General features: G+C 40.8%; 24 protein-coding genes and 2 pseudogenes. 18 read left to right on the top strand and 8 right to left on the bottom strand.

Features of this window, described 5'->3' with window-relative positions:
- Positions 1-134 precede the first annotated feature (134 nt).
- Positions 135-2141 carry a transketolase gene (gene tkt, locus J7R07_RS02410; protein ID WP_208435354.1) on the bottom strand — a complete coding sequence of 669 codons (2007 nt, stop codon included), beginning with the start codon at positions 2139-2141 and terminating at the stop codon, positions 135-137.
- Positions 2142-2475: 334 nt separating this feature from the next.
- Here tkt and J7R07_RS02405 point away from each other — a divergent pair, with 334 nt between their 5' ends.
- On the top strand, positions 2476-2751 hold the full coding sequence (locus J7R07_RS02405; protein ID WP_208435353.1) for a DUF4164 family protein: 276 nt from the start codon (positions 2476-2478) through the stop codon (positions 2749-2751).
- A gap of 12 nt (positions 2752-2763) precedes the next feature.
- A complete protein-coding gene (locus J7R07_RS02400) occupies positions 2764-3141 on the top strand; it encodes a cell division protein ZapA (RefSeq protein WP_208435352.1) in 378 nt (125 codons plus the stop codon).
- Between the two features lie 14 nt (positions 3142-3155).
- Here J7R07_RS02400 and J7R07_RS02395 read toward each other — a convergent pair whose 3' ends face one another.
- The 4 genes from J7R07_RS02395 to J7R07_RS02385 all read right to left on the bottom strand — a co-directional run bounded on the left by J7R07_RS02395 (position 3156) and on the right by J7R07_RS02385 (position 5859).
- Positions 3156-3401, bottom strand: coding sequence for a hypothetical protein (locus J7R07_RS02395; RefSeq protein WP_208435351.1), 246 nt, complete (start codon positions 3399-3401; stop codon positions 3156-3158).
- A 297-nt stretch (positions 3402-3698) separates the two neighbouring features.
- Positions 3699-3830 (bottom strand): hypothetical protein, encoded by a 132-nt coding sequence (locus J7R07_RS08495; protein WP_281384539.1) that lies wholly within the window; start codon positions 3828-3830, stop codon positions 3699-3701.
- A 62-nt stretch (positions 3831-3892) separates the two neighbouring features.
- Positions 3893-5329, bottom strand: a complete 1437-nt coding sequence (pyk, locus tag J7R07_RS02390) for a pyruvate kinase (RefSeq protein ID WP_208435350.1) — start codon at positions 5327-5329, stop codon at positions 3893-3895.
- Positions 5326-5859, bottom strand: coding sequence for a DUF1036 domain-containing protein (locus J7R07_RS02385; protein ID WP_208435349.1), 534 nt, complete (start codon positions 5857-5859; stop codon positions 5326-5328). The genes pyk and J7R07_RS02385 overlap by 4 nt, the downstream gene beginning before the upstream one ends.
- 222 nt (positions 5860-6081) lie before the next feature.
- Between J7R07_RS02385 and J7R07_RS02380 the strand changes: the two genes are divergently transcribed.
- The 3 genes and pseudogenes from J7R07_RS02380 (at position 6082) to J7R07_RS08490 (ending at position 7638) form a co-directional block, all read left to right on the top strand.
- Positions 6082-6339, top strand: a complete 258-nt coding sequence (locus J7R07_RS02380) for a DUF2312 domain-containing protein (protein WP_208435348.1) — start codon at positions 6082-6084, stop codon at positions 6337-6339.
- 360 nt (positions 6340-6699) lie between these two features.
- Positions 6700-7272: pseudogene (locus tag J7R07_RS02375) on the top strand (GNAT family N-acetyltransferase).
- Between the two features lie 234 nt (positions 7273-7506).
- A complete protein-coding gene (locus J7R07_RS08490) occupies positions 7507-7638 on the top strand; it encodes a hypothetical protein (RefSeq protein WP_281384538.1) in 132 nt (43 codons plus the stop codon).
- A gap of 169 nt (positions 7639-7807) precedes the next feature.
- Here the strand turns inward: J7R07_RS08490 and J7R07_RS08330 are convergent.
- Positions 7808-8216: pseudogene (locus J7R07_RS08330) on the bottom strand (helix-turn-helix domain-containing protein).
- A gap of 486 nt (positions 8217-8702) precedes the next feature.
- The gene (locus J7R07_RS02370; RefSeq protein WP_208435347.1) at positions 8703-9356 is read right to left on the bottom strand and encodes a thiamine phosphate synthase; all 654 of its coding nucleotides are present in this window, start codon (positions 9354-9356) and stop codon (positions 8703-8705) included.
- 117 nt (positions 9357-9473) lie between these two features.
- On the opposite strand from J7R07_RS02370, the gene J7R07_RS02365 reads away from it, so the two are divergent.
- From J7R07_RS02365 to tolB, 11 genes are all read left to right on the top strand, one after another.
- Positions 9474-10616: an OpgC family protein gene (locus J7R07_RS02365; RefSeq protein ID WP_208435346.1), complete on the top strand. Its 1143-nt coding sequence runs from the start codon at positions 9474-9476 to the stop codon at positions 10614-10616.
- 166 nt (positions 10617-10782) lie between these two features.
- On the top strand, positions 10783-11301 hold the full coding sequence (locus tag J7R07_RS02360; RefSeq protein WP_208435345.1) for a DUF1465 family protein: 519 nt from the start codon (positions 10783-10785) through the stop codon (positions 11299-11301).
- A 157-nt stretch (positions 11302-11458) separates the two neighbouring features.
- Complete coding sequence (gene ruvC / locus J7R07_RS02355; protein WP_208435344.1) at positions 11459-11968, top strand: crossover junction endodeoxyribonuclease RuvC; 510 nt, start codon at positions 11459-11461, stop codon at positions 11966-11968.
- Positions 11965-12159 carry a hypothetical protein gene (locus J7R07_RS02350; protein WP_208435343.1) on the top strand — a complete coding sequence of 65 codons (195 nt, stop codon included), beginning with the start codon at positions 11965-11967 and terminating at the stop codon, positions 12157-12159. Before ruvC ends, J7R07_RS02350 begins: the two co-directional genes overlap by 4 nt.
- A gap of 31 nt (positions 12160-12190) precedes the next feature.
- Positions 12191-12808 (top strand): Holliday junction branch migration protein RuvA, encoded by a 618-nt coding sequence (ruvA, locus tag J7R07_RS02345; RefSeq protein WP_208435342.1) that lies wholly within the window; start codon positions 12191-12193, stop codon positions 12806-12808.
- Positions 12809-12821: 13 nt separating this feature from the next.
- Positions 12822-13916: a Holliday junction branch migration DNA helicase RuvB gene (ruvB, locus tag J7R07_RS02340; RefSeq protein WP_208435341.1), complete on the top strand. Its 1095-nt coding sequence runs from the start codon at positions 12822-12824 to the stop codon at positions 13914-13916.
- Positions 13917-14111: 195 nt separating this feature from the next.
- Positions 14112-14552 (top strand): tol-pal system-associated acyl-CoA thioesterase, encoded by a 441-nt coding sequence (gene ybgC / locus J7R07_RS02335; protein WP_208435340.1) that lies wholly within the window; start codon positions 14112-14114, stop codon positions 14550-14552.
- A gap of 143 nt (positions 14553-14695) precedes the next feature.
- Entirely contained in the window at positions 14696-15409 is a 714-nt protein-coding gene (gene tolQ, locus J7R07_RS02330) for a protein TolQ (protein ID WP_208435339.1), read from the top strand.
- Positions 15410-15422: 13 nt separating this feature from the next.
- Complete coding sequence (gene tolR / locus J7R07_RS02325; protein WP_208435338.1) at positions 15423-15875, top strand: protein TolR; 453 nt, start codon at positions 15423-15425, stop codon at positions 15873-15875.
- Positions 15876-15978: 103 nt separating this feature from the next.
- Complete coding sequence (locus tag J7R07_RS02320) at positions 15979-17517, top strand: hypothetical protein (RefSeq protein ID WP_208435337.1); 1539 nt, start codon at positions 15979-15981, stop codon at positions 17515-17517.
- Between the two features lie 43 nt (positions 17518-17560).
- Entirely contained in the window at positions 17561-18883 is a 1323-nt protein-coding gene (gene tolB / locus J7R07_RS02315) for a Tol-Pal system beta propeller repeat protein TolB (protein ID WP_208435631.1), read from the top strand.
- 401 nt (positions 18884-19284) lie between these two features.
- On the opposite strand, the gene J7R07_RS02310 is transcribed toward tolB, so the two are convergent.
- Entirely contained in the window at positions 19285-20031 is a 747-nt protein-coding gene (locus J7R07_RS02310) for a YebC/PmpR family DNA-binding transcriptional regulator (RefSeq protein WP_208435336.1), read from the bottom strand.
- A 381-nt stretch (positions 20032-20412) separates the two neighbouring features.
- On the opposite strand from J7R07_RS02310, the gene J7R07_RS02305 reads away from it, so the two are divergent.
- Together J7R07_RS02305 and pal are read left to right on the top strand one after the other, a co-directional pair.
- A complete protein-coding gene (locus J7R07_RS02305; protein ID WP_208435335.1) occupies positions 20413-21105 on the top strand; it encodes a DUF1013 domain-containing protein in 693 nt (230 codons plus the stop codon).
- 199 nt (positions 21106-21304) lie between these two features.
- A complete protein-coding gene (pal, locus tag J7R07_RS02300; protein WP_208435334.1) occupies positions 21305-21826 on the top strand; it encodes a peptidoglycan-associated lipoprotein Pal in 522 nt (173 codons plus the stop codon).
- Positions 21827-21831 lie beyond the last annotated feature (5 nt).

Here is a 21831-nt window from a genome sequence, read left to right as displayed (position 1 = left end):
AATGGGCATTTATTTCCAATAATCCAAAATGATGAACAGCCACAACTTTAAATCTTAATCAATTACTTCATTCATAAACGAGCGCAATATTTTGTGCTTAATACAACCAACCCCATTCATTGCAATATAAACACTCATTTCACCTTTTTTTTACCGATCTTTTCAAGCTCTTTTTCAACGGTAGCAACCACATTTTCACAGGTAATACCAAAATGATCATAAAGCGATTCAATCGTTCCACTGGCACCAAACCCATTCATGCCGATAAACACTCCATCACAGCCAATAAAGCTCTCCCATCCTTGGGCAACAGCAGCTTCAATAGCAATTTTAATGGGTGCATCCCCAATAAGAGCACGCTGGTAGGAGAGAGATTGCTGTGCAAAGAGTTCAAAACAAGGCACAGAAACGACACGCGTTGGGATACCCTTTTCTTCTAATATTGCATGAGCACCTACGGCAATTTGTAGTTCTGAACCGGAAGAAAACAGCGTGACTTTTGCATCATCACTGGCTGTTAACAATTCATAAGCACCGAGCATACAAAGATTTTCTTCTTCATATTCGCGACGCAAAAGCGGTAAATTTTGCCGGCTCAAAGCCAAAGTGGAAGGGGTTTTGCGTGCATTCAAAGCCAACTGCCAACACTCCACTGTTTCCATAGCATCCGCAGGACGGAAAACAAAATGATTAGGCATCGCACGCAAGCAAGCCAAATGCTCTACGGGTTGATGCGTTGGACCATCCTCACCAAGACCAATAGAATCGTGGGTCATAACATAAATTACACGCAATCCCATTAAAGATGAGAGCCGCATAGCGGAGCGCATATAATCAGAAAAGCATAAAAAAGTTCCTCCATAAGGAATAAAGCCACCATGAAGAGCAAGGCCATTCATCACGGCTCCCATAGCATGTTCACGAATTCCATAATGGATATAGCGTCCTGAAAAATCTTTAGCAGAAATGCTTTTCATCTGACTGCTTTTTGTATTATTAGATCCGGTTAAGTCAGCTGAACCACCGATGGTTTCAGTAACGACTTCATTGATAACCTCAAGAGCCATTTCCGAAGCCTTACGCGTAGCAACAAAAGGGCGCTCTTCAACGAGTTTCTGTTTATAAGCATCAATAGCGCCATCAAATCCGCCCAGCAGATCGCCCCGCATCAGCCTCTCAAATTCCACCCGTTCTGAGACAGGAAGATCAGCAAATTTTGCTTCCCATTTCTGGCGCTTTTTGGCAGCAGTAAGACCAGCCAAGCGCCAATTATCGAGAATATCAGCTGGAATAACAAAAGGCTCAGCATTCCACCCCAAAGCAATACGGGTTTCAGCGATTTCCCGTGCACCCAAAGGAGACCCATGAATTTTACTGGTTCCAGCTTTATTGGGAGCTCCAAAACCAATGATTGTTTTACAAGCGATTAAAGTCGGTTTATCAGAATTTTGCGCCTCTTCAATGGCACGTGCAATTGCTGTTTGGCTATGTCCATCAACTTTATGTGTATTCCAACCAGATGCCTTAAAACGTGCTATCTGATCTGTACTATCAGCAAGAGCAATTTCCCCATCGATAGAAATATTATTATCGTCCCACAACACAATAAGCTTATTGAGTTTCAAATGGCCAGCAAGAGAGAGTGCTTCCTGAGAAATCCCTTCCATGAGGCACCCATCGCCAACCAAGACATAAGTATAATGGTTAATGAGATCACCAAAACGGGCATTTTGAAGACGCTCAGCAATTGCCATTCCCACGGCATTTGCCAACCCTTGCCCAAGGGGGCCCGTTGTTGTTTCAATACCGGCAATATGCCCATATTCTGGATGCCCAGCAAGCTTTGACCCTAGTTGGCGGAATTTTTTGAGATCCTCAAGGGAAATATCTTCATAACCAGAAAGGTATAGCAAAGCATAAAGCAACATAGAGCCATGACCGGCCGATAAAACAAAGCGATCACGGTTGGGCCAATGTGGATTTTTGGGATCATGGGCAAGGAATTTTGTATAGAGAACGGTAGCAATATCGGCTGCGCCCATAGGCAAGCCAGGATGACCAGAATTTGCTTTTTCAATCGCATCAATAGCAAGAAAACGGATAGCATTGGCCATCTGATTTTGTTGTTCTGTATTTGTCATAGACGATAGACCATTTCATTAAACAGGTTATAGTGTTGCTTCTTCCGTATTCTCTTAAAATAGTTTGAGAAATACTGTTTCTTTTATCATCAGTGTGAGGCTTTTTTATCACTTCAGTGATACAGATAACTTCCCCTCACGCTTCTTTATATACATATCATTTATGCCAATACGCTCAAAAAATCCAGCTATTAATTAACATCTATCCCCTGCTTTGCTTGCTAAAATTTCTGAGATACTTAAAAATAAAATTCACGTAAAAAAATAAAAAAAGTGATTCGGTTTTGCATAAAGAACTGATAAAGGATACAATCACCTGAAGGATAGAGGTATCATGAACCAAGAGATGACAGTTCTGCCACACGCTTTAGAGCAATTGGAAAAAGCACTAAGAACCTTAGAAATTACCATTATAAACCGTAATGCCATTATTGATAAAAACAACGAATGGGAAGAAGAAATTCAACGAATGAATGCTGATCGTAGCCATCTTGCCCAAGCGCTTGACAAAGCGGAAGCCCAAGTCGAGCGACTAGAGACAGCCAACAAAGAAGTTTCCAAACGTTTAATTAAAGCGATGGAAGCGATTCGCGTTATCATTGATAGATAAAGGTTTGAATATATGGAAACTGTTTCCGTCACCATTGATGGTAAAAATTATCGCATGGCTTGCAATAAAGGGCAAGAAGATCATCTTGTTGAGCTTGCTGCTCGATTGGACCAATATATCGCACATTTGAAGAAAAATTTTGGTGAAATTGGCGACCATCGTTTATCGGTTATGGCAGGTATTATGATTATCGATGAAATGGAAGAAATAAAACGAGAGAATAAAAAACTACAAGAAGATTATGACACTCTTTTACGGCTCCACAATGAAAGAGACCGCACTATGGGAAAAATTGTACGAAACACAACAGAACGTATTGAAAAACTTACTAATCAATTGCTCAAAGATGCCCAAAACAATGTTGGACTTCAAGAGCAAGAAAATTCATAAACGCACATCAAATTTTAAACTCCCCAACAATTATCATTTTCAAATGCGCATATTCCACCTCTCGTGCTTTTACCACATATCAAAAAGATTTCCCCGTGAATACTTTTCATACAAAATCCATTAAATACCACTATCTTTAAACCCAGTATAATGCATAAACCAGCACCATCTTTCTCTTGAGCTGCTGCCAATATATTTTTCAATGTTGCAGCTTCCTTTGCATGACGGCGATTGATAAGAAGAATGATAACTTTTTTCAAACATCTTTATTCCCATACCAATGCCTTTTATGGTAGCTAAGCAAATGTTTTTTTACCTCTGAATGAAGGGTTTGAAATGAAAAAACAGTCCTCTGCTTGGAGCACACATTTCAGATCAAAAATTATAAATGATCATGAACAATCAAGCTTCAATATATTGATCGTATAACAAAAATGAAGTTTGGACAAAAAATGTCTAAAAAGACGATGGAATAACCATCCCGACTAAATGCACAGGTCGATCATAAGCACAGCTTTTCCAGGATAAAGACTTAAAAGCAAATTCAGCAGAAAATATCACAGCAGCCCCCCGCATAAACGAACTAAACCATATCCTCCAAATCTCGGGCATCTTCTGTAACCATACAATGCAGCCCCCAAACCAAGACCAAGCGCTGTGCTGTTTTCACCATAGGAGATAAAGCGCATAAAATATCTTGCTCCCTCTATGCTCCATTGGAAAAAACAGAGAGAATATCGCGTACAAAGATTTAAATACCCTTTGTTCCATCTTGAGAAACACAAGCAATCCGCAAGAGATTCGTAGCACCAGGCGTGCCAAATGGAACGCCCGCTGTCACAAGGAATCGGTCCCCAGCTTGGCAAAAGCCTTCTTGAAAAGCGAGCGCCGCTGCACGATCAACCATATCCTCCAAATCTCGGGCATCTTCAGTAACCACACAATGTAGCCCCCAAACCAAGGCCAAACGTCGTGCTGTTTTCACCATAGGGGATAAAGCAATAATTGGTCTACTCGGACGCTCACGTGAAGCACGCACACCCGTTGTACCTGAAGCGGTGTAAGCAACAATAGCCGCTAATGTGAGTGTTTCGGCAATCTGTCTCGCTGCAAGAGAAATTGCATCTGTTCCCGTTGACTCTGGTGTAGGATGTTGTGCCCTAACCTGAGCAGCATAAGTATGATCTTGTTCGATTTGCCGCGCAATACGATCCATCATAAGCACAGCTTCTTCAGGATAAAGACCAGAAGCGGATTCAGCAGACAACATCACCGCATCGCTTCCGGCATAAACTGCTGTAGCGACATCAGAGACCTCTGCACGTGTTGGAACAGGGGATGAAATCATAGACTCGAGCATTTGTGTAGCCACCACAACAGGCTTTCCGGCCAAACGACAAGCTTTTATCAGCTCCATCTGCAATGCAGGAATTTTTTCCAAGGGCATTTCCACACCAAGATCTCCCCGTGCAATCATAATACCATCGGAAACATCAATAATTTTCTCTATATGCCCTAATGCTTGAGGTTTTTCGATTTTAGCCATCAAAGCCACTTTGTTTTTTGTCAGCTGACGCAGCTCTAAAATATCTTCTGGACGCTGAATAAAAGAAAGGGCAACCCAATCAACAGGCTGTTGCAAAAGAGCCTGAAGATCAGCCTTATCTTTTGGAGTCATTGGACCAAAAGGCAAAACCGTATCAGGCAGGCTCACACCTTTTCGGTCAGAAATACGGGTTCCAGCAACCACACGGCACACAACAGAATGGCCATCACATAACTGCGCACATAGTTCAAGCTTTCCATCATCGATCAACAGCCGGTCCCCTGGTTTCACAGCGGCCAATACATCTGCATGGGGAAAATAAACACGCCGTGCATCACCTGGCACATCACGATCATCTAGGGTAAATTTTTGCCCAACACGCAACTCTTCTTGCCCTTTAGCAAAACAACCAACGCGCAATTTTGGTCCCTGTAGATCCACTAAAATACCGATAGGCCGTTGAACGATTTCTTCAACCTCGCGTATGCGCTTGACCAAATCAGCCATTGTTTCACGATCAGTATGGCTCATATTCAGACGAAAAACATCAGCTCCTACCCTAAAAAGCTTTTCAATCATTGCGCTAGAAAAAGAAGAAGGGCCAAGAGTGGCAATAATTTTTACTTTACGTGTACGCTTCACGGTGAGGAATCTCCTGAAAGGGGAGGAGAATGGACAACCGAATCATCAAATAAAGACTCATCAGTTAACTGCACCATCCAACTGGTTTGATTCCCTGTATCAATTTCCTTAAATTCCGCCTTTTGATACCCGCGAGGAAAACAATCATGAACACCTTGAATGGTAAATTGGCTATCTTGTACACACATGGTTACAGAACCTGACCAGCCGCCTTTTTTTTGTGCCCCTTCCGCATAAAAATAATAAAATTGTGAAGAAAGTGGTCCTTCGATTAAGGTTTTACACTCTGCCACAGGGACCGTCCACCACCCTTCACTCACCCAGCCTGAAAAAGTGCGATACCCAAGGGCAACACCAACAGACTGTTGGGTGGTATTACAAACTCTAAAATCAGCTTTTGCGAAAGTAATAAACGAGCACCACAGCAAAATGCTCAAGAGGGAAAGCCTCATTCTTTTATAACACGCCCATTCCTGTTTTTTGGCAACCACAGAATTTCCTTTATAACGTAAGCTATAAGAGTACAGCATACACTCTTTCTCTTCTTTTTTTAAAAAACCTTTCAGATCTTTATGATTTTTCTTTTTTAGCGCATAGCCTTTTATCAATACATATATCTTAAATTTTACAAAATATTTAAAGACAATTTGTAAAAAAACTGTACAGCTTGAGTGATTTTTTGTTTTTCAGGCTTACTCAGCATACATGAATTATTAAAAACAGTTTAACATATAGATCTGGAGAAGAATACAATGAGCACAATAACCGATGAAACACACGCGATATCCGTAAACCAATTACGTGCTTTTATCGAACGTATTGAACGACTAGAAGAAGAGAAAAAAACCATTTCTGATGACATTAAAGAGGTTTATGCCGAACTGAAAGGCTCTGGTTTTGATAGCAAAGCTGTTCGCAGCATTATAAGGCTACGGAAGAAAGAAGAGCATAAACGCATGGAAGAAGAAGCCGTTATCCAGCTTTATAAAAATGCTCTTGGTATGAATTGATACCCTTGAGAACGGGAAATATTTTCTCAAAATGAAGAGAGAATGGAAAATACAAAAATGGATCATGCACCTTAAATTTCGGCCAAAAATGAGGAGGGCGTGTGGTTTATGACAGAAAATATCAGCAACAGAGTGTTCTCCAGAGAAAAGGATCCTTAAAAGAGTATTATGTCTCTTGCACTTAGAACGGTTCTGATACTTCATTCAGGCCGTTAAGACGTAAGATAAGAAGACAAGTGGGTGAAATACTAAAAGATATTGTACCATACCATGCGCGCTTTTGCACAAATCAAATGGTAAGAGAACTGCTCAACATCATGCCATGGAAAATGAGCCAAAAAATATGGGGGCTCATATATTTTGGGGAAGAGGAAGCCATGGCAATCAAAAAAACATAAAATTTCCACATTGATCAATAAAGAGGACGCAGATGAACTGTCTTCCTATTACCTGCGCAAGGCAAACTATTTACGCCCCTTTTAACCGATAAAATCTAATGGTTATAGTATTTCTGATGACTCTAATACTTTAGCAGCGGGAAAAAACAAGCAAATGCATTTGCTTGTGAGGGTACACTAAGGACAAGCATACCGCTCTGCCACCCGCTTGAAAAATGGTAGCACAATCATCGCTCTTGTTAACTTTACAAATGTGATTCGTGGTGTTTTTCAAGCGTGTCATCTTGGTTTTTCTCTTGATGAAAAACATCAAGGGAAAGACCTCATGTTCAAGATTTTATCGACTCTGATACGCCATGTTTTTCATGTTTATGATCTCCATAAAATGATGGCAAATTAGAGACTTGAAAATATCAACAGTGGGCTTTTTTTAAAGCGCTTTAATTTTGAGAAAGAAGGCTATGCAAGAGATTATCTGCTGATTTCTGGCAAATGGAGAGATCATATGCTCACCTCTCGAATAAATGATTTATAGAAATCTGCTAAGAAATCAGAATAAAGTGTACTAAGGTATTTTTACCAAACTCAATGTTTATAACCCTTGCATTTAAAAGCATTCATAAGAGGTTTTTTGACGCGTTTCTTTAAATTTTTTACCCACAGACCAACCCCGCTTATAACATACAAGCAAGCAATTTTCATTGATTCAAAAAAAAGAATTTTATTGTATTGTGCGTTCTTATTCAAGAGATAAAACAATAAATTATTCATGATAAATCAATATTTTATCTATAAAGTACACCATATGAATGGTCAGCCTAATGAAATTTCCCCTCAAGAAGGCAGACTGTTTAGAGACCCTGTTTATACGGTGGCACGAGGAGGAATTCTCATTCTTTAAGAAAGTGAGGAAGTTCAAACAGATAGCCAAGCATTTGGAGCGGACACATCGGTGCACATCGTTTAAAATCAAAAGTATCTCCATCAAATAGAATGCTGCCCTTCTAAAAATACGAATCTCTGTTTATGCTCAAAGAGCTTAGCCCCTAATCCTCTCTATACGCATACCTTTAAAAGCTTTCATTTGGGTCAGAGATTAGCTGTAAAATGGCTCTTTGTTTTAAGAGGTGAGCACTCTAAATCTTTTTAAAAGCAGGTATTCCTCTCTGCTCAATATGCTTTCATCATGATGGTATGGGGATGCTTGTTTTGCTAAAATATCGGCATAAAAAAGGAAAGTGGAACACTCAGGATATCGGCAATTTTCTTTAACAAACCTGCTGCGATACGGTTTAATCCTGTTTCATATTTTCGAATTTGTTAGGAGCTTACACCTAAAGCATGCCCTAACTGTTTTTGAGACATTTTCAGCATTTTTCTTCTGAAGCGAATTTTTTTGCCCAAAAAAATGTCGTTCTGAGGATTTTTTGTTTGCACTCTAAAGCTAAAGCCCCCCGCCGGGTGCGAGCGCCCTCGCATTGGTATTCCGGGAGCTTGAAAACACTGAATCCGAGTCAGCATTTTGCTTTTAGTGCTTATAGCACCTGGACAGAGCAAAACCTCCCGGAATCCCGTGACATCTACAGAGTGGGTTGATTTATCATGGGTTCATCTTCGTGTTCAGGTTTGGGGGGGTGCGTTCTCTATTGGTCTTGGGCAATGTAAGTTAAAATCGGACGTAGATCATTGCGGGTCGAAGGCAATCAGACAACAGGGAGCAGCAAAATTTCTTCTGTTCGGTTTCAAGTTGTTCTACTAGAATTTCCATTTCAGCTATAACTTCATCATATGGAATAGGAGGGTGGGGATTTGCAAGGCTCTTTACTCCTTTGTCACCTAGCGACACAGGAGAGCTTATTTCCTGCTCAAGAGTCTCAAACTCTGAGATGCATGGAGAAAGAATACTGTTCATGAAAGTCTTTCTTTTCCATTTTTTTATAAGTGGTTTTTGATGTTTTGTGGGCATCATAAGGGTGAATTTTCACATTTTTTTTTCATCATTTTAAGCAGAAGAAAAGGATTCTCGTTCCCAAAAATAACTTCTTCAACGGCGATGAATTCACATGCTGTCTTTAGCACCGCATCAAAACTTGCAAAATCACTTCCCGCTTGAAGTACCGCAGGGATTTCCATAATCTCTGACCACCACCCTGCTAATTGGAGATTGCGCGGGTGCGCGTGCGGCTTTTTATCAGCCCCTAATTTACCAAAAAACAAATAATCAACACCTGCTTCTCCCGCAACCATGGCACTATGGCGATTGCGCAAATTTCCAAAACCAACGATTTTTTGTTCCTTTTTCTGTGTGTAGAGGCTTTCAAGAACATCCAGATCATCCTCTATGTGAAAACCATCAGCCTTTACCCGTTCAGCAATTCGGCTCTCACCAGCAATAAGAAGAGCGACATCGTGTCGTTGAATAGCTTCCACATAAATTTTCGCTTGTTTTTGCAAAAAAGCTTCATCCCCCTGAGAATCATAGAGAATAACGCATGCAAAAGATTTCGTTTGTAAGATTTGTTGCAAAAAATCCGAGGTAAGAGAACGCCGAATATCTAGGGTTAAAATCAATTGAGGAAAAAAAGGGGGATCAATCAGTTTAGCTTTTTGTTTTGTCATACAAAACCCTTGTTTTTTTAAATATTAAGCAATTTAACGCTTAAAAATTAAAACTTTATCTTATAAATGTTCTTTGTTATATTTAAAAACCGCTTTTATGGATTGTGGGGGTCCTTTATGGGATATCAAGGTAGCTTAAATCATCATACACATGCTTTTCATCGTGATACACGCATCGATGTTTTTCGCTCTTTAGCCTTATTGACAATTTTCATCAACCATATTCCTGGAACTCTCTATGAGTTTCTTACACATAGAAATTTCGGCTTTTCTGATTCAGCAGAGGTCTTTGTTTTGCTGTCAGGAATTTCGCTTGGGCTTAGCTTTCATGCAGGTTTACAACAGAGGCCTTTTGCTTTTATCGTACGCAAACTTTGGTACAGAGCGTTTCAGCTTTATGGTGCATATCTTTTTACAACTTTTGTAACTTTGGGCCTTTTTTTAGGTGCCTTTTTATTGTGGCATACAGAAAAACTTTTATCTATGAATAATGTAGGGCTCTTTTTCACACAGCCTGTCTTAGCATTTTTTAGCACCTTAAGCTTGGGGCATCAATTGGGCTATAATAATATTCTGCCGCTTTATATTGTTTTGATGCTGTTTGCACCTTTTGCCCTTTATTTGAGTTGTCAACATAAAGGGTTGTTGCTTTTGGGCTCTTTTATGCTCTATCTCCTCTGCGGATTTTATGAAATCGCTCCTCCTTCTTACCCCTTAAAAGGACAGTGGTTTTTAAATCCTTTGTCCTGGCAATTCTTGTTTGTCATAGGGTTGATCACCACTTTGTTTCTCAAACAAGGAAAAACCATCGCCTTTCAACCCTTTTTGGTTGTTTTGGCAGCCCTTTATCTTTTGCTTTCGCTGTCGTGGGTTCGTTTAAACTGGTGGGGCGTTTTGGGGTGGCTTGGTTGGTCTTCCCCACTGCTTAATTTTAATAAGACTTTTTTAAGTTTACCGCGTTTGCTCCATATCATTGCCTTGTCAACACTTATCCTTTGCTGGCCCAGCTTGAATAAATGGTTTCATGTTTCCAGGAAAAACCCCTTGGCAATTCTAGGAAAACACAGTTTACCCGTCTTTGTGACCGGCACTGTTTTTGCTATGTTTGGACAAATTTTAAAAACAGTGGTGACGGGCACGTTTTTTTCGGATAGTCTATTGATTATCAGCGGCATTGCCGTGCAGTTTGGGGTGGCTTATTGTTATGAAAAACGTCAATCTTTCCAAAGGTCCCTTTCAGAAAAACCAATCAGTCTGTAATGCTGTCCTATGACGCATTAACCTTAGAATAAGAAGCACGTTGCGTAAAAGTTTTAAAAGAGGTACTCAATCAAAAAAAGCATTCTATACGGCAACAAAAGAAACTTTTTCATTCTCATTTCGTTGAGTAGCAAAATTTTTATGCTGATATTTGGAGTATAAAAGCGTGAGCGCACATAAACGTCCCTATGATGAGCCCATTATCATGATCGAGCATAGTGCTTTTGAAAATGCTTTCAATCGCCTCTATGAAGAGACGATGACATTGATCGAAAAAACAGCAACTTATATTGACACAGAAGGTAAATTAGCGGCATGTTCCTTTTCAACAGAAATTGCTGCAATTTATGCAAAAGAAGCGATGTATTTAAGTACAAGGCTTATGCAAATTGCCTCTCAACTCCTCCTTCTGCGCGCAGAGCGTGAGGGGGAAATGACACCAGAACAAATACAAAAAGAAATCGCAAAAGTATCGCTGCATACACCAACGCTAAAATTCGAAACTGCTCATTGGCAAAAGTTGCCAGAAATTTTCCGCCACTTCGTTGCTTGTTCACTGCGGCTAGAAGCACGAATGCACTATATACGTTCTGGAAAAGAAGATGGATTTTCCAAGGTATTGGAAAAAGACAATCCGGTGGGGAAACAGATCGAATTGCTTAAAGCAGCCTTTAGGGGTTCTTAAAAAATTTTGCGTTTCCTTTATTTTTATTTTGCCATGGGCTTGCGTTCTTAAAAGACTTGTTGATCAATTGCTTTGCTTTAGCATTTTCTCGGTTGCTTTTGTTTTCTTTGCCCTCTAACCTCTTTTAGAGCGCGAAAAACTATATAGACTCAGGATTATGGCAGAGACAATTCGTATTATAGGTATTGATCCAGGATTACGGCGTACAGGGTGGGGTGTTATCGATCTCTCCGGTAATCGCTTTCAATTTGTTGCAGCAGGGACGGTTTCTTCTGATCTACGCTATGACCTTCCTTCCAGGTTATGCCAGCTTTACAAAGGACTTTCAGAGATTGTGCATCAATTTATGCCCCATGAAGCTGCTGTGGAGCACGTGTTTGTCAACAAAGACGCTACGGCAACTTTAAAACTTGGTCAAGCGCGTGCTATTGCTTTGCTTGTTCCAGCGCAAGCAAAGCTTCCCGTTTTTGAATATGCGCCAAATAAAGTCAAAAAATCAGTTATTGGGGTTGGTCATGGCACTAAAGAACAAATTCATATGATGGTAAAAGTTTTGCTTCCTCGCGCTGAATTTGACAGTAGTGATGCAGCGGATGCTTTGGCACTTGCTCTTTGTCATAGCATGCATCGCACGGGTATCTCATATCGTTCGAGGATTATGGCATGATCGGTAAACTAAAGAGTTTTTTAAAATACATCTTTGATGTTTATGTTATGATGATAAAAGTTTTGCTTGCTTGTACTGAATTCGACAGGAGCGATGCAGCGGATGCTTTGGCACTTGTTCTTTGTCTGAGAGCGCACCATGTGCATGATGGGCGGGCTGACGCATCTTATCATGCAAAGATTGCGATATAATGAGGGATGGCAATATGATTAGGATTACAGCATGATCGGTAAATTAAAAGGTATTCTTGAACATATCTTTGATGATCATATCCTTGTGGATGTTTGCGGGGTGAGCTATGTGGTTTTTATATCAAATCGGTTGCGTTCTTCTTTACCAGCTCTTGGTGAGAGTATAAGCCTCTTTATTGAAACACATGTTCGTGAAGAAGCTATTCGCCTTTTTGGCTTTTCAATAAGAGCTGAACAAGAGTGGTTTTGCTTGCTGCAAAATGTTCCTGGTGTGGGAGCAAAGGTTGCCTTGGCAATTTTGGGCACTTTATCACCAGATGAACTCGCACAAGCAATTGCATTAAACGATGTTGCAATGATGAGCCGTGCTCCAGGGGTTGGTAAAAAAGTCAGTGAAAGAATTGTCCGTGAATTGAAAAGCAAAACACTTCCCTTTAACGAGAATGTGGTTCAGAGCGCTCCGCTTCCTCCTATAGGGGAGACCAATCAACCAACAAATGAAGCATTCTCTGCTTTGATCAAACTTGGTTTTGAACGTGATCAAGCAGCTCGCGCTCTTGCTTTAGCGATGAATGCTCTCGAAGGGGAAACCATTTCCTCTGCTCTGCTTATTCGCCATAGCCTCAAATTGCTTTCTCCTCCTACTTGAGTAAAAGGTAACAATGCATAAAGATGAAGATCAACGCCTTTTGGGTGCCGTTCCCCTTCAAAACGATCCAGATCGTTCCTTAAGACCACAAGTGCTCGATGATTTTATTGGTCAAGAAGCGGCACGGGCAAATTTGAAAATATTTATTGAAGCAGCAAAAGCACGCCAAGAAGCACTCGACCATGTTTTGTTCGTTGGACCACCGGGTTTGGGAAAAACAACGCTCTCACAGATTATGGCTAAAGAATTGGGCGTTAATTTTCGCTCCACTTCAGGGCCGGTTATCGCCAAAGCAGGAGATCTGGCAGCTCTCTTAACCAATCTAGAAGAACGCGATGTCCTTTTTATTGATGAAATTCACCGTTTAAGTCCAGCAATTGAAGAAATTCTTTATCCAGCTATGGAAGATTATCAGCTTGACCTCATCATTGGTGAAGGGCCTGCAGCACGCTCGGTTAAAATTGATCTTGCTAAATTTACCTTGGTTGCAGCAACCACCCGTTTGGGGCTTTTAACCACACCGTTACGGGACCGTTTTGGCATCCCAATTCGTCTCAATTTTTATACCATAGAAGAATTGGAATATATCGTTCAACGCAATGCTCGGCTTTTTTCAGTACAAATTAGTGATGATGGCGCCCATGAAATTGCACGCAGAGCGCGTGGTACTCCACGCATTGCTGGACGGCTTTTACGGCGAGTTTGTGATTTTGCACTGGTGAAGCGAGCACAAAAAATTGATCATAAGGTTGCCGATGAAGCGCTTTCGCGCCTTGAGGTTGATCAACTTGGTCTTGATCCGCTTGACCATCGCTATTTGCGATTGATTGCCGAAACTTTTTTAGGGGGACCGGTGGGAATTGAAACCATTGCTGCTGCCCTTTCAGAACCGCGTGATGCTATTGAGGATATTGTTGAACCTTATCTGCTCCAACAAGGTTTTATGCAACGCACTGCACGGGGACGTGTTCTTACAGAAAAGGCTTGGAGCCATTTAGGGCTTTGTCCTCCGGCTGTGCAGATTGCACCACAAAGACGGGCTCAGCTGCTTCATACACAAGACAATTCATCACTTCAGGCGACTTTATGGGATGGAGAAGATGATTAAACATCTTCTTTTGAGGGCAGCTATAAAATACTTTTCTATCATAAATGAACTGCTTAGAGGAAGATTTTTATAGAAAAAGCTTGGGGGTATTTAGAATTTTGTACTTTGGTTTTCATGACTTTAACACAAAAATACATTCAACTGTTTTATACACAAGACAATTCACCTATTAAACGATTTTATGGGATGGAGAAAATGACTGAAATATCCCCTTTAAAAAGCGATTCCACAGATGTTTTTCATCATTTGCAGGTGCGCGTCTATGTTGCAGATACAGATTTTTCTGGTGTGGTCTACCATGCACGCTATCTAGAATTTTTTGAACGTGGACGTTCAGAATTCTTGAGGGATACCGGTTTTAATAACAAGATCTTAGCATCAGGTGTTGAGGGTGAAAAACTGTTTTTTGTGGTACGCCATATGGAAATCAATTTTTCACGACCAGCACAAATCGATAATCTTTTAACACTCAAAACACGGATTAATCGTATTCAAAGGGCGCGCTTTTTTATGGAGCAACATATTTTTCATGAGGAAGCTCTGTTGGTAACAGCAAAAGTTGAAATTGCTCTTATTAATGAAACAGGAAAACCACGCCGTTTACCCAAAGAGCTTTTTTCAGCAATTGTTGTTTAAAACTATGCTCTGTTAAAACTGTATTTATTATATTAGCTCTTTGATTAAAGAGAGAGGGATTGTTTTCTTAAATTTAGAAACTGTAAAACAATCTGTTTTATGAAATTTAATAAATGAATCTTTCATCTAGAGGGACAAAAATTATGCCGTATGTAGAACTCACGAATCCAGAAATGATTGGAGTCTTGCATTTGTTTATGCAAGCGGGTTTTGTCGTTAAAGCTGTTATGATTGGTTTACTGCTGGCTTCCGTGTGGAGTTGGGCAATTATTTTTGATAAAATCTTGACCTATCGGAGAATACGGCGTGAAATCAAAAAATTTGAACGCACATTTTGGTCAGGAAAAGCGCTAGAAGATCTTTACGCAGAATGTAAAAATCAGCGCACCAATAGTATATCGGCCGTTTTTATGGCAGCAATGGCAGAGTGGAAAAAATCCCTCGAAAAAGGTATTCATACATCAATAAGTTTGCAAAGTAGGATTGATAAGGCTATGGACCTTACTTTGGGGCGTGAAAGTGCAAAAATAGAATCGAAATTAGCTTTTCTTGCAACCCTTGGATCAGCAGGACCTTTTATCGGTCTTTTTGGTACAGTTGTTGGTATTATGGGGTCATTTCTTTCTATTTCAGCATCTCAAAACACTTCGTTGGCAATTGTTGCACCGGGCATTGCTGAAGCACTTTTAGCAACTGCTATTGGTTTGTTTGCAGCAATTCCAGCTGTTATTGCCTATAATAAATTGATCCATGAAAGTGCACGGATCATTGCACAAATAGAAAATTTCGCCGATGAATTTTCAACAATTGTCTCACGACGTATCGATGAGACACGCACAGCGCATTCATCATTATAAGGGGGATTTGTTTATGGGCGTTTCTGTTGCTGCTTCTTCTCGGAAAAAGACACGTAGGCGATATCATTCACACGGCCAATTGATGAGCGAGATCAATGTGACACCATTCGTTGATGTCATGCTGGTGTTGTTGATCATTTTTATGGTCTCTGCTCCTCTTTTGATCAATGGGGTTCCTCTTGATTTGCCACACAGTCAAGCAGGGCCTGTGCAAACGCAGCACACGCCACTCACCGTTTCACTTGATGCACAAGGGCGCTTAGCCATTAATCAAGATTATTATGAAACCTCTGAAGCTCTGATCGCTCAGCTTAAAGTCCAGTTGGAAAATGATCCTACACAAAAAAAACAACGTATTTTTGTACGTGCTGCTAAAACTGTTGAATATCAATTGGTGTTAAAACTGCTCGCCGATATTCAAAAAGCAGGTTTTTCACAAGTTGCTTTGGCAAGTTTGGCACAATAAAAGTATGGTAAATTGTCATATATTGTATGTAAGTATTGTATGTAAGACAACATAGAGTGATTAAAAATAAAAAACGCAAAGCATGGAAACGTAAGGCATGGAGATGAACAAAGACTCTTATCATAGCATGAAACGAGGCTTGGCTTTATCCCTTATAGCACACGTGATTTTTCTGAGCTGGGGGGCTGTTCACTTCATCAATCCTGTTTCTTTACCGCAACAACTAGAAGCAATTCCAATCACTCTTGCTCCTTTGACCCAAGAACTTTCCTCTCAACAAGGTGCAGTGAATGCCCCTGTACGTGCAATTCCCGCTATGAAGCCAACGGTTAGACCACAAGAAAAAGAAGATGGACGCCATGTGGGAGAGGGACAGATAGATAGTCTTGCACCCTTTAGACCAAAAGAAAAACCCCGATCTGTTGAGACTATACTTTCACCATCAGGAGACGAGAAAACACCCGAAGAATCTTTACCAGAACTTACAGAACAAGAATTGTCAAAAACAAAAATAGAGCTACCTTTAGAGAAGATGACGGAAGCTGTTCCAGAGGTTATGACAAAGGCGCCTTTAGAGAAGATGACGGAAGCTGTTCCAGAGGTTATGACAAAGGCGCCTTTAGAGAAGATGGCGGAGGCTGTTCCAGAGGTTATGACAAAGGCGCCTTTAGAGAAGATGGCGGAGGCTGTTCCAGAGGTTATGACAAAGGCGCCTTTAGAGCAGATGGTGGAAGCTGTTCCAGAGGTTATGACAAAGGCGCCTTTAGAGAAGATGGCGGAAGCTGTTCCAGAGGTTATGACAAAGGCGCCTTTAGAGCAGATGGTGGAAGCTGTTCCAGAGGTTATGACAAAGGCGCCTTTAGAGAAGATGACGGAAGCTGTTCCAGAGGTTATGACAAAGGCGCCTTTAGAGAAGATGGCGGAAGCTGTTCCAGAGGTTATGACAAAGGCGCCTTTAGAGAAGATGGCGGAAGCTGTTCCAGAGGTTATGACAAAGGCGCCTTTAGAGAAGATGGTGGAAGCTGTCGAGGTGGAAAAAGTGCCTGTAGAAAAAACACCAGCACGTCAAGAAGCTCCTCAAATTACACTACCAGATAAATCTCCTTTTCCACAGTTTAAGCCAAAACCTGACAAAAAATCTGCTCCAAAAAATGTGCAAGCTGAGAAAAAGAAAAATTACCAAAGAATTGATGAGTCTATTGAGGATATTTTGGCAATGGAAGAAAATAATTTGCTTAATCGTGCACGCACCCAAGGAGGTGGTGCAAAACGCTCTGATTCACCAGAAGCTTTAGGAGCAAGAAAAAATATTGGTGATACCACAAAAATGGCACAAACATTGGTTAGCATCGTAGGGGGATGTATTCAACAAAAACTTAAACTTGTGGCGCTTGGTGGTGATTTAAAAGATCGTCCGGCTGTGCGTTTGCGATTTTACCTAAACCGTGCAGGAATGGTTATAGGAGATCCTATCATTGACCCCTTAAGTGGTGCACAGAGCCAGCAAGCCATTATGATAAGACAGGTATATGCAGCGGTTTTTTCATGCCAGCCTTATGCCGATCTTCCACGTGATCAGTATGATTTGTGGGGGCAGGGTTTCGATTTTGATGTTGATCCCCTTCAAGGGATAATACAGTAAAATACAACAATATTTTTCTTCCAAAGAAAGGATGCATTCCATGATGACTATAACAAGACATAAATTTTTTTCTTGGTTTATTGTCACTTTCGGTTTGTGGCTTTCGAATTTTTCACCGGTTTATGCACAACTAAAAGGCACTATTGCGAATGCTGATTTTAACCCCATTCCCATTGCAATTACAGATTTTATTTCTCATGATTCGATTGGATCTAAAATAACTGCCGTGGTGACAGCTGATCTTGAACGGTCAGGACTTTTTTTACCTCTTAATAAAACAAGTTTTTTTGAAAAAATCTCCAATCCTAACAAACAACCGAATTTTTCTCATTGGGCAGCAATAAAAACGCAAGGTTTGGTGACCGGACAAGTTATCAGAGAATCCGATGGGCGATTGAGAGTCGATTTTCGTTTATGGGACGTCTTTGGAAAGCAGCAACGCAAAGGACGGCGTTTTTATACTGCAACGGAACATTGGCGCCGGGTTGCACATATGATCGCAGATGAGATCTATAGTGAGATGACAGGAGAAAGTGGATATTTTGATACACGGGTCGCTTTTATAGATGAAACAGGTCCGCAAAATGCGCGTATTAAACGCTTAGCAATTATGGATCAAGATGGAGCAAATTTGATCTATATGTCTGACGGCAATGAGTTGATTCTTACACCCCGTTTTTCCCCCAAACGACAAGAAATTACCTATATGGCTTATGAGCATAAGCAAGTGCCCCATGTTTACTTGCAACAAATTGAAATGGGGCAAAGGGAGTTGATAGGAGCTTTTAACAATATGACAATTGCTCCACGTTTTTCTTCTGATGGACAAAAGGTCATCATGAGTTTGTTGCAAAATGACGGGAGCGCAAACCTTTATACCATGGATTTACGGACTCGCACAATGACTAGGATTACAACAACTGCAGCCATTGACACATCAGCTTCTTATTCGCCCGATGGAACAAAAATTGCCTTTTCATCAGACCGCAGCGGAAAACCGCAAATCTATACAATGGATGCGGATGGGAGCAATATCCAACGTATTTCTTCAGGGGAAGGAAGCTATTCTACACCCATTTGGTCTCCAAAGGGCGATTATATCGCCTTTACAAAACAATTAGAGGGACAATTTTCTATCGGTGTTATGCACCCTGATGGGCAAGGAGAGCGGATTTTAACCACAGGGTTTCACAATGAAGGGCCAACGTGGGCTCCTAATGGTCGTGTATTGATGTTCTTTCGCAAAAATCCCGGCATGGGTCCAAAAATTTATACGATTGACATTACTGGACGCAATGAACGCCAATTACCCACACCCAATGATGCTTCTGATCCAGCATGGTCGCCTTTGCTCACTCTACAGTAAGACAAGGCGCTGGATGAAAAACCGTAAAATCCGTGAGACCCGTGCAACTACAGGGATTGTTATGGGGTAAGAGAAAATTGGTTTACTCTCTTCACATTCGATTGCTCTGAATGTGTTTTGAAGTTTTACACCACATTTTCTGTGCTCTGTACCGGAAAACTTTAATGGTGAAATTTTTTTGGGCGATCATGTTTTTGAGACAAGAGTTCTTTGAAAAAAATTACCAGAAAATTTTTATGCTTTTTGTTGAAAATATTTGAGAACCTTTATGAGATGCCCCGCTTCAAGAGCGAGGCCTTTGGATTTGTTGTGGGAAAATGAAAGGTGATTATGTTGTTGTGTAGGCAATAAGCAGGGCTTTTATGGAAAACAAAGTACACACGGTCATGGTTGTATGGAGATTAACCAGACAGTTTTGCCAAGATTTCATCACTCACGTCAAAATTGGCATAAACATTTTGCACATCATCATCTTCTTCTAAGGTTGAAATAAGGCGTAAAACGGATAAAGCTTTTTCTTCATCTATTGGCGCTAGGGTTGTGGCTTTCCAAATCGTTTTGATTGATTCTGCTTCACCAAGTTTTGCTTCAAGAATTTTAGAAACTTCACCAAGATCTTCAAATGCACATGTGATATGATGTCCGGTCTCTTCTGATTGCACATCTTCAGCACCCGCTTCGATTGCAGCATCCATGATGTGGTCCGATGTTCCTGCTTCCAGTTTATAAATTATTTCACCAATTCGATTAAACATAAAGCTAACCGATCCTGTTTCTCCAAGCGCACCACCAGATTTGGTAAAGGCAGCGCGCACGTTTGAAGCAGTACGGTTGCGGTTATCTGTTAAAGCTTCAACAATGACGGCAATACCACCTGGACCATATCCTTCATAGCGCACTTCATCATAATTTTCGACATCACCACCTGAAGCTTTCTTAATCGCACGCTCAATGTTGTCTTTCGGCATCGACTGTGCTTTGGCATTTTGGACGGCGAGCCTTAAGCGTGGATTCATGGCTGGATCAGGGGCGCCTTGTTTGGCTGCAACAGTAATTTCGCGTGCAAGCTTAGAAAATATTTTCGAGCGCATCGCATCTTGACGCCCTTTACGATGCATAATATTTTTAAATTGTGAATGGCCTGCCATAGTTTTCCTTCCAGTTTTGCGGCTTTCTTTTTCGTTGGGGTGTTCCTCAATTCAAGGCGATAAAACATGCACCCCACCAAAATAAATGTGCCGCAATAATAAGGTGAAATGATCAAATAAACCCTTTATAAGAAAATTCACTTTAAAGGTAAAGACAGTCTGTTGAGGATCATAATGAGGCAGATATCTTGTCGTTCATTAAAAATCAGGCTATATTAAAGAATATAACTTCATGGCAAAATTGGTTTATTCCATGACTCACTTTATTAAAAGTGGAGAGAAAAGCCTGATGTGCAAAACTAAAGGTTCCAGTGCTCTAGAGTGAGCAATAACCTGCCTCAATCTTTAAATAAAGAGGCAAAGTGAGAGGATATTATAAAAATGGCAACGCAACTTTTGATGCCCAAAGCTACAGCTGTTTGGCTGGTTGATAACACCGCGCTTTCTTTTGATCAGATTGCAGAATTTTGTAAATTGCATGTGTTGGAAGTGAAAGCTATTGCTGATGGCGAAGCTGCTCATGGTATTAAAGGTCTGGATCCAATTAGCTCTGGGCAGTTGACACGTAGTGAAATCGCCCGGGTAGAGGCCGACCAAACCGCACGTTTGAGAATTTCCGAGTCTAAGGTACGTATCCCCGAAAAAAAACGTAAAGGTGCACGCTATATCCCTCTTTCTCGACGCCGAGATCGTCCAAATGGTATCTTGTGGTTGGTGACCAATCATCCCGAGTTGAAAGATGCGCAGATTGCGCGGTTGATTGGAACAACAAAAGCAACCATTGAACAAATTCGCCTCAGAACACATTGGAATAGCGCTAACTTGGTTTCTCTCGATCCTGTAGGGCTAGGGTTGTGTTCACAAATTGATTTGGATTTCGAACTCCAACGTGCTGCAAAAAATCGTCCTATTGCTGCAGAAGAAGATAGATCTTTGCTTCCCGCATCAGTGACAGAAAATGTTGCTCTTCATGAAGATCAAATGAAAAATGATCCTAATAAGAGTTTTGATGCTGATAAAGTTTTTGCAAAACTGAATGCGCTGCAGAAAAACCGTCAGGATGATAATGCATAAACAGAGGGTACACGGTTTAAGCGTAAGAGCAATTTCTCATTGGTGTTGAAAGGCTGGGGAAAAAAGTGATGCAGATTTAAAAAAATAAGGGAAAAAATAAGAAATTTTTTCTTCATTAGGAATTAGTAACTATTCTTGAAGTGCTTTTGAAAGAATATATCCTTTCAATTTTCACGTTTATAATAAGGAGAATCAGTTTATGCACTCTACTAGAAATATTATTTTTCATCCCTTAGCTGTGGTCCTCTTTTTTTCATTGTCTTTGCTGGGGTGTGGAAAAAGACATAGCGGTGCACTCAACGGTATGAACGGCGCTTATTCAAATGGGGCGGGTTTTAATCAAGCAATGCTGGGTTCGGGACAAGAATTTACCGTTAATGTTGGAGATCGTGTTTTTTTTAGTCTCGATTCTTCTTCAATTGATTCTGATGCTGAACGTGTTTTAATGCGCCAGGCAGAATGGTTGCTTCGTTATCCTCATTATTCTATCATGATCGAAGGTCATGCTGATGAGCGGGGTACGCGTGAATATAATTTGGCACTGGGACAGCGTCGTGCTGTTGCTGTGCGTAACTATTTGGTTTCTCTTGGTGTGTCTACGCAACGGATTCAAACAATTTCTTATGGAAAAGAGAGACCTGTAGCGGTGTGTGATGATATTTCCTGTTGGAACCAAAATCGTCGCGCTGTTACAACACTTAATACTATGAACGGTTATTAAAAATT

The sequence above is a fragment of the Bartonella phoceensis genome, from assembly GCF_902825145.1.
Lineage (GTDB): Bacteria > Pseudomonadota > Alphaproteobacteria > Rhizobiales > Rhizobiaceae > Bartonella > Bartonella phoceensis.
Note: the sequence above shows the minus strand (reverse complement) of the source record. Positions and strands in the feature narration are given on the sequence as shown.

Excerpts from the sequence above, each read along its gene's own strand:
- ruvA (WP_208435342.1), top strand. The coding sequence starts at position 12,191 with ATGATCGGTAAATTAAAAGGTATTCTTGAACATATCTTTGATGATCAT.
- J7R07_RS02350 (WP_208435343.1), top strand. The coding sequence starts at position 11,965 with ATGATCGGTAAACTAAAGAGTTTTTTAAAATACATCTTTGATGTTTAT.
- J7R07_RS02370 (WP_208435347.1), bottom strand. The coding sequence starts at position 9,356 with ATGACAAAACAAAAAGCTAAACTGATTGATCCCCCTTTTTTTCCTCAA.
- J7R07_RS02405 (WP_208435353.1), top strand. The coding sequence starts at position 2,476 with ATGAACCAAGAGATGACAGTTCTGCCACACGCTTTAGAGCAATTGGAA.
- J7R07_RS08495 (WP_281384539.1), bottom strand. The coding sequence starts at position 3,830 with ATGCGCTTTATCTCCTATGGTGAAAACAGCACAGCGCTTGGTCTTGGT.
- J7R07_RS08490 (WP_281384538.1), top strand. The coding sequence starts at position 7,507 with ATGATAAATCAATATTTTATCTATAAAGTACACCATATGAATGGTCAG.
- tolQ (WP_208435339.1), top strand. The coding sequence starts at position 14,696 with ATGCCGTATGTAGAACTCACGAATCCAGAAATGATTGGAGTCTTGCAT.
- J7R07_RS02385 (WP_208435349.1), bottom strand. The coding sequence starts at position 5,859 with ATGCTGTACTCTTATAGCTTACGTTATAAAGGAAATTCTGTGGTTGCC.
- J7R07_RS02305 (WP_208435335.1), top strand. The coding sequence starts at position 20,413 with ATGGCAACGCAACTTTTGATGCCCAAAGCTACAGCTGTTTGGCTGGTT.
- J7R07_RS02380 (WP_208435348.1), top strand. The coding sequence starts at position 6,082 with ATGAGCACAATAACCGATGAAACACACGCGATATCCGTAAACCAATTA.
- tkt (WP_208435354.1), bottom strand. The coding sequence starts at position 2,141 with ATGACAAATACAGAACAACAAAATCAGATGGCCAATGCTATCCGTTTT.
- tolR (WP_208435338.1), top strand. The coding sequence starts at position 15,423 with ATGGGCGTTTCTGTTGCTGCTTCTTCTCGGAAAAAGACACGTAGGCGA.
- ruvB (WP_208435341.1), top strand. The coding sequence starts at position 12,822 with ATGCATAAAGATGAAGATCAACGCCTTTTGGGTGCCGTTCCCCTTCAA.
- J7R07_RS02365 (WP_208435346.1), top strand. The coding sequence starts at position 9,474 with ATGGGATATCAAGGTAGCTTAAATCATCATACACATGCTTTTCATCGT.
- ruvC (WP_208435344.1), top strand. The coding sequence starts at position 11,459 with ATGGCAGAGACAATTCGTATTATAGGTATTGATCCAGGATTACGGCGT.
- J7R07_RS02400 (WP_208435352.1), top strand. The coding sequence starts at position 2,764 with ATGGAAACTGTTTCCGTCACCATTGATGGTAAAAATTATCGCATGGCT.
- J7R07_RS02320 (WP_208435337.1), top strand. The coding sequence starts at position 15,979 with ATGAACAAAGACTCTTATCATAGCATGAAACGAGGCTTGGCTTTATCC.
- pal (WP_208435334.1), top strand. The coding sequence starts at position 21,305 with ATGCACTCTACTAGAAATATTATTTTTCATCCCTTAGCTGTGGTCCTC.
- J7R07_RS02310 (WP_208435336.1), bottom strand. The coding sequence starts at position 20,031 with ATGGCAGGCCATTCACAATTTAAAAATATTATGCATCGTAAAGGGCGT.
- tolB (WP_208435631.1), top strand. The coding sequence starts at position 17,561 with ATGACTATAACAAGACATAAATTTTTTTCTTGGTTTATTGTCACTTTC.
- ybgC (WP_208435340.1), top strand. The coding sequence starts at position 14,112 with ATGACTGAAATATCCCCTTTAAAAAGCGATTCCACAGATGTTTTTCAT.